At 42.0% G+C, this 6,419-nt stretch carries 4 protein-coding genes; all 4 read right to left on the bottom strand.

Translation table 11 applies throughout. From position 1 onward, the window contains the following. Positions 1-59: 59 nt before the first annotated feature. The 4 genes from Q9290_RS09520 to Q9290_RS09535 all read right to left on the bottom strand — a co-directional run bounded on the left by Q9290_RS09520 (position 60) and on the right by Q9290_RS09535 (position 5,732). Positions 60-1,718, bottom strand: coding sequence for a sulfotransferase family protein (locus Q9290_RS09520; RefSeq protein ID WP_306079417.1), 1,659 nt, complete (start codon positions 1,716-1,718; stop codon positions 60-62). A gap of 48 nt (positions 1,719-1,766) precedes the next feature. After that, on the bottom strand, positions 1,767-2,516 hold the full coding sequence (locus Q9290_RS09525; protein WP_306079418.1) for a sulfotransferase domain-containing protein: 750 nt from the start codon (positions 2,514-2,516) through the stop codon (positions 1,767-1,769). A gap of 2 nt (positions 2,517-2,518) precedes the next feature. Beyond that, on the bottom strand, positions 2,519-3,841 hold the full coding sequence (locus Q9290_RS09530; RefSeq protein ID WP_306079419.1) for an ABC transporter ATP-binding protein: 1,323 nt from the start codon (positions 3,839-3,841) through the stop codon (positions 2,519-2,521). 145 nt (positions 3,842-3,986) lie between these two features. Then, positions 3,987-5,732, bottom strand: a complete 1,746-nt coding sequence (locus Q9290_RS09535; RefSeq protein WP_306079420.1) for a VapA family S-layer protein — start codon at positions 5,730-5,732, stop codon at positions 3,987-3,989. Positions 5,733-6,419 lie beyond the last annotated feature (687 nt).

The raw sequence follows: 6,419 nt of genomic DNA on the forward strand, positions 1-6,419 counted from the left end.
AACCCACTAAATTGATAACACCAGGGACAATGCTTTTTATTAATGTTTAATTATGAAAATCACTTATCCTTACCCCCCCTAAGAAATAGCATAATTTTTCTCAGAGGCTGCGTTAACCAGCATGAGGCAAAGCGAAGAATAGCTTCTTTCTCTCCTTCCCACGCAGTCTGCTTAGCATCCATCACTCTGTTAAGATCATCTATGGCTTTCTGATAAGCAGCATAGTTTTCTTCATTCTCACATTTAATAAGATCGATTTCATTTGTGTGCTCAGTCTTAATACGCTCTATTTCTCTTATATGAAACTCACTTTTTCGCTCGAGTTCCATACAAACCTCATCAGCTCTACTTGAATAAACGTTTATTTGCTCTTTATGCTTTTCAATAAGACGTTTAAGCTGTTCTTCTTGTGCCTGCTTACATAAATTCAACGCTTGTTCTTCTAATGCCAGAAATTCTATATCAATTTCAATTGAAGAGACAGTTTTATCATTAATAAATTCAGAGGAAACGATAAATTGAGGGTCATAGGTTGCAAAATAATACTTGCCCCCTTCATATGCACAAGCATTATGAGAGATGAACTTTTTAAGATCTACTTCACCCAAATCTGTCTTAAGAACAAACTTATTGAGAGAAATAACGCAAGGAATATTAATCGGATCCAACCGAAAACTCTCGATAAAACCTGACATACCCGCCAAGGAAAAGCTTTCTTTTATATATCCACAAGGATAATCCAGCTGCTTTCGTAGAGCAAGGTCTTCACTAAACCCACTACCATTATCTAAATAAAGACATATCTGAACTAGAGGAGTATGTAACTTTGAAGCTAACCGAGTTAATTCTCTGCTCTGCATACCAGAAAGTGTAAGCAATGGCTTTATCACAGAGTACTTTTTTAATAGATCACTTATTTCATCCTTATATTCCTCACTATCAAAATTTATATCATCCTGAGCAAGTTTACTTAGGAAGTGATAAAGTGAAAACTGTTCTGACGTTACATACTCAGTGTTTCTAAAATCTTCTATTTCATATTGGGTGTGTCGAAGCGACTGATCAAGAAAACCTGCTTTAAACTCAAGGAAAGAATCAGAAGATACAGAAAAATCGAGCTTCAGAAGATTTGATATACGCTCAAGCTGCTTACCTGGATTTTTTAACAAAAGATCAAAATCAACAACTAGTCGTGACTCTCCTTCTGTATATTGCAACGAAGCTAACATATAGTTTTGCCACAATTGCAGACTATACTCGGGTATCAACGCATCTCGCTTAGCAAGAGAATTTACAATACTTAAAGGATTTCTACTGGCTATCAGATAATGTACTTTCACCCCCAGTAGATCAAACACATAACGCCAAAATGGAAGAACAACAGAAGTTCTTGGATCTTTCATTCCAAAAAAACTTTTCCCTGCCATTTTTTCGTTGAGTAGACCAATAGCACGAGGTATAAACTCCCTCACTACATCACGCTGACAATCTTCCTCACTAATTGGCTTTAAATTATCCCACCTCAGCCCTAACGCTTCCTGAATATCATTATTTAATGCCAAGATATCTCTATCTTCCCAAAATCCTTTAGCATTAACCTCTTTATCGGCCCCCAGAAGATTCTCACCCAAGTCAATACCCAGCACCTGCAAGCCACGAGTAAGTGCACTGGTTCCACTGCGATGCATACCTAGCACCACCAATAGCTGTTTGGTCATTTTATTACCCTATATCTTTTAAGTTCCCCATACACATTCATATCAGTTTCAACGCACGAACTTTATGCCATAATGTTTGCGCAAACGCCAATACTCAGGCAGGTAATATAACCTCAACAAAAAAAGCATAAGACGCTTTCTCAAGCTTACATTATAATTACCAGAGAAAACTTTTTTGGGTGAAGACTCCATAGGAGAAAGATCCAGAAAATCCATTACTTTACTCAGTGTATCAGAATGATAATGGAGTAAGTCACTACTCCTTAGAATTAAAACCTGTTTTTCATGGAAGTAGCAATACAAATTATCAAGCTGACGGCTATAGTGGCCACGATTACGATAGCTATGAATGCGCCAGGAAGAATTATCTTTATATAGTCCAGATTCAGAAGAAAGTCGCCGACGCTCTAAAAAAATAGCCCGAGCAAATCCGTATTGCTCATTTCCACGATGCTTTTCCATTTCATATTGAGATAAAGCTCGTTCAGCTGGATCTCGCAATAATACTATCAGCTTAGCATCTGGATTATACCGGGCTAATTGAGCAGCAATGTCAGGAAAAAACATATAAACGGGTGTAGCATCACAAGATACTTTTTCATTTTGATAATGTTTAAGTCTTTCACTATAGAGGGAATCTATTTTATCTAAACTTATATCCTCAATACCTTCACGATCAAAAATATGAGCTTCTTTTTCTGTTACAAGACAAAAATCCGCATGTTCTTGTAAAAACTCAGCCAAAGCACTTGTACCTGACTTTTGAGCTCCAACTATAAAAAGATTAATCTTTGGCATAACTAATTACTTACCTTTTGAAGAGAAAATGCAGCGCCAAGATCCATTATACCTGTTGCATCTTCAGATTCAGAAATAACCTGAAACATGGCCACATCAACACCACGGTGCAGAAAAGCTCTTTCTCCATTAATTAAAGCTGAACATCCGCAATTCAAAAAATAAGTTCCGTTCCTAAGAAGACAATCAAACTCAAAAATAATAGTATAATGGCTACCAGCAGCAACATAAGGAATACGCCGGTTATGGTTACGAGTGGTAGTAAAACCACCGATTGCCTGACCAGAACAGCTTTTTATTAACATACCAAAGCCAACTTCAAATGCTTCTTGATCAAAAGTAACATCATAGCAATAACGGTATCGTTGACCAGACTCAAGAATATTAACAGGCTTGCCATTCATGGTCTGCAAATGAGGATGGCTTAATTGCGCACCGCGGGACTCATACCAAACTGTAGTCTCAGGCAGCATCGCAGTGTCTAATAATGAGGCAGAACAATGTGTCTGTTTTTGTAGAGTACAACTTTCATCCGAGCTGGTGTAAGCAATATTATATTTACCACTTTTAAGATATTCTCGAAATTGTTCTCTGTCTTTCTGCTCTATATGCAAAAGTTTATGGTAATTATGTACTACCTGCTTGGGCTCACCGGTCATCACTATCTCACCATGATCAAGCAGTATCGCCCTGTCACACAGATCAATAATCTGGCCAGCTGAGTGAGATACAAAAAGGAGTGTCACACCATCAGCCTGAAGCTGCTTTAACTTTACATAGCATTTTCTTTGAAAAGCGTCATCTCCAACCGCAAGGGCTTCATCTACCACCAGAATTTTAGGGTTAGTATGAATAATAACGGAGAAGGCCAGCCGCAGCATCATGCCGCTGGAATAGGTTTTTACCGGCTGCTCAAGAAAGTTACCAATGCCGGAAAATTCAACAATCTGGTCAAAAATAGTATCAATTTCTTGTCTGTTTAAGCCCAACAGCATGGCGTTAAAATAGACATTTTCCCGTCCGGTAAACTCGGGGTTAAAGCCGGAACCAAGCTCCAACAGCGCAGCTACCCTGCCATTCACTGTGACATCACCGCTGTCTGGCTGCATTACTCCACAGATAATTTGCAGCAATGTAGACTTGCCTGAGCCATTATGCCCCACAATGCCAACAGTTTCCCCTGCATCAGCATGAAAACTGATGTCCTTAAGTGCCTGAAAAGAAGGAGCATTTCCTTTATTAAGCAAGTGCCTTTTAATGAGTGTCCAAGGTGACTGAGTCGTAATAAACGACTTGAATACCTCATCAACCTTGATAACGGCCATACATCTGCTCTCAGCACATTGATAAAAGAAGTGCAGTATAACAGAGCACAACAGCCATGTTGAGCCAGCAGAAATGATACCTGCCAATATTAGACGGGCATTAAAAAAGGGAGCCGAAGCTCCCTTTGCAACAAGCCAGTTAGCTTTACAGGGTAAAGTCAACCAGGTTGCCGTTGTCACCGTCACGCTGGTTAACGTTACGGGTACCGTTTTTAACATCAACACCTTCAGAGTTGGACTTCTTGATAGCCACTTCACCCTGGTTGGTTTGAACTTCAAAGATGAAGCGAGCCTGATGTCCGGGAGCGATCTGAATACCCAGGTCTGCAGCAACAGAAGCAGGGGTCAGGGTAACAGCACCGCCGCTGGGCAGGGTTACGTTTTTCAGCAACTGACGGTCAGCGCGAACAGTACCTTTACCACCCTGGTGGGCACCGTGCTTGTCGTACTCAACCAGAGTCACCAGGATCTTGCCACCGCTGGTGCCCAGACGGTTGGACACATCACGGATGAAGATCTTGTTGGCAGAAGAACTACCAGTGGTGATGGTGTCGAACTTCATGCCATCACGGTCAACAATGATGATGTCGACCAGATTGGCATCAAACGGATAGTAGGAATCAGTCTGGTTAGCTTCCGCTTCCAGAGTTTCACGGTTGAACTGACCAATATCGGCAGTGATATTGTAGCTACCGCCGTTGATGGCACCATTGTTCTGAACGTCACCATAACCCGGGCGAATGTCGTTGTTGTTACCAGTGTTATCACCACTGGTAGAGCCAGTAGTGCCAGTACCATCATTCGGGGTGAAGTTGTACAGAATAGACTCAATAACCTGAGAAGGCTGAGTCGGGCTCTGCAGAGTACCTACAGTGTCAACCAGACGACGAGCGGTGCCGGCAGAGGTGATTTTCCATTCAGTGGCAGTACCATCGGCTTTCAGCAGGAAGTTTTGATCATTACGCTGGAAACCAGAGAAGTCACCAGTCATGGTCAGACGAACCTGACCTTTCTGAATGTTCTGGTTGCTGGTTTCGTTAGCAATCACGAAACGACCAACGATGTCAGTGTTCTCGCCTTCATAAGAAGGACGGATTGAATCGTAGCCATCGTGGTTAGAGGCTGCGTTGTTCAGACCCAGCTTGTAGTTTTCAAAGAAGGTATCAACCAGAGCAGTGGCCTGACCTTGCTTGGTACGGGTCAGAGAGTACAGCTCGGCAGACTGATCAAATACAACCGGAGTTTCCAGAATGTCGTGAGTGTAAGAGCCGTTCTGCTGGGCACCAACAGTCAGGAGCACGTCTTCAACTTCGGTGTTGTAGGCTTCAATCAGACGGAAAATGTTATTGCCTTCAGACAGGTTAATATCTACACGAGCATCGGAGAATACCGCAGTTTCAACGTCGTTTTTCAGAGCAATACGCAGGCGACGACCATCTTTGTCCAGATTATGAACGATGGTGGTGTAACCATTGTCCAGAGTAGTCTGGAAGAAACGCTCCAGTTCAGCCAGAGCGTTAGAAGTCACAACAGACTCAGAACCACCCAGGTCGGTAGAAACGGCCAGACCGTCCAGAGAAGCAGCGTTGGGGGCATCGGTAGTCAGCCACTGACGAACTTCAGGTGCGTTAAAGGTAGCACCGGACTCTTGGTTGATTTCAATTACCAGGAAACCATTGTTACGCAGCTCGCGGTCAGCAGGCACAGTACCGTTGTCAAAACGCAGTTCTACGTCTTCAACAGCAGTAGAGAAATCCAGTGCAGACTGCTTGGACACGTTAGCGATCTTGGTGATCTGCCAGGAGTTTTCATTAACGATATCAACATCAGCAAAAGCAGGAGCAGTTGCAACCATAGAGACCGCTGCAGCGATCAGAGTCTTTTTAAACATTATTTTTCCCTTAATTTGGATCCAATTGCTTTTTGGATTGAGCCACTTACGCCACTGCAAGCACGCTCAGTTCCTCATCAACCTTTGGCGTACTGTGCATACCTACCATCAAACCAACGATAATGTGCACTCATTACCAAAGCATTACATGCACATTAATTACATGCACATTAATTACATGCACATTATGAGGCTATGTTGATTCAAATATTACACTGCACCCCAGAGAGCGCTGAATGAGCATAAATGAAGCCTGTCCGAGGTGTCAACAGAGCGCAGCCATAAATTTCTCATCTTGCAGCACAAACCGGAGCCATTCTGATCTATTTTCGCAAAATGCATTTAACATAACACTTAAACTGCAATAAAATCGTGTAGAAAAACAACAAAAATATACAAGTAACGACATTTAGCACTTCTAAAGCACCAAAAAATATTTTTTAAATTTTATTTTGTGATGTAAGTTATTAGCATTCAGAATTAACAACTAAAAAAACAATTTCAGCCAGCTGCGTATTCCGACGAAGATGAACACCGGTTCCGGTGAACGTGAACACTCCATTTCGGCGTTGTTTCCTAAATCAGGGAACTATCTGTCTCAGCCGTGATCCGATCTCCTAACGAACGGACTCAGGAGCAGGCAGATGGGCAAAGCTCGGCACAACATCAGCAACTGGCGGCAGTACA

The sequence above is a fragment of the Oceanimonas aquatica genome (assembly GCF_030732065.1).
Taxonomy (GTDB): Bacteria; Pseudomonadota; Gammaproteobacteria; order Enterobacterales; family Aeromonadaceae; genus Oceanimonas.